The following is a 587-nucleotide window of genomic DNA, read 5'->3' as shown; positions in this document are numbered from 1 at the left end:
CCGATCTTCTTTTCAAAAATAGTCAGCTCGATCACTTGCCTGCCATCAACTTCAACCACAATACTTTCCTTCAAGAATTGAACAATTTCCTCCAGTTTCATTCCACGGTAACCAACTAATGCCGTAGCAAGGACCATCGCATCAGTCATGGATTTTCACCTCACTTAAAGTTTAGAGATTTTTCTGTGCCTCTGTAGAGACGTTCTTTGTAATCAGCTAACTCTCTGACCGTCTTTAAATCCCTTTTCACAACTGCTTCCAGGCATCGTTCCTCCAAGTTATGGACGTCCTCTACAAACATGTATAAATCAAGGATCGCATGTTCCCGAGAAAATTCTTCCTCAGGAACACTCATCAACGTACAAGCCAATTCCAATAATTTTGATTTCAATTCCGCAACCTGCTGCCAAATCGCTGTATCCATAGCCATTTTCTCCTCTCAATGAAGTCCGCTTAGTCTTCTGTTTAATTTGACCGATAACCCACTGTGAGGCGGTATGATCCGGGAGTTTCGACCTTGCGGGCCTTAACCACTTGCCGGCCGTAAGACAGGTCTTTCAGCAGCTGCTCGAACTTGCTGGTGAACC

1 protein-coding gene is annotated in these 587 nt (G+C 44.3%); it reads right to left on the bottom strand.

Annotated elements, in window-relative coordinates:
* Window positions 1–160 precede the first annotated feature (160 nt).
* Complete coding sequence (locus GQY55_RS30805) at window positions 161–424, bottom strand: hypothetical protein (protein ID WP_160045733.1); 264 nt, start codon at window positions 422–424, stop codon at window positions 161–163.
* Window positions 425–587: the final 163 nt, after the last annotated feature.

It is taken from the genome of Paenibacillus sp. USDA918EY (genome assembly GCF_009870825.1).
In the GTDB taxonomy this organism is placed as follows: domain Bacteria; phylum Bacillota; class Bacilli; order Paenibacillales; family Paenibacillaceae; genus Paenibacillus_AQ; species Paenibacillus_AQ albilobatus.
This window is presented reverse-complemented; position numbering and strand designations above follow the sequence as displayed.

Coding starts and splice junctions, on each gene's coding strand:
- GQY55_RS30805 (WP_160045733.1), bottom strand. CDS start 424: ATGGATACAGCGATTTGGCAGCAGGTTGCGGAATTGAAATCAAAATTA.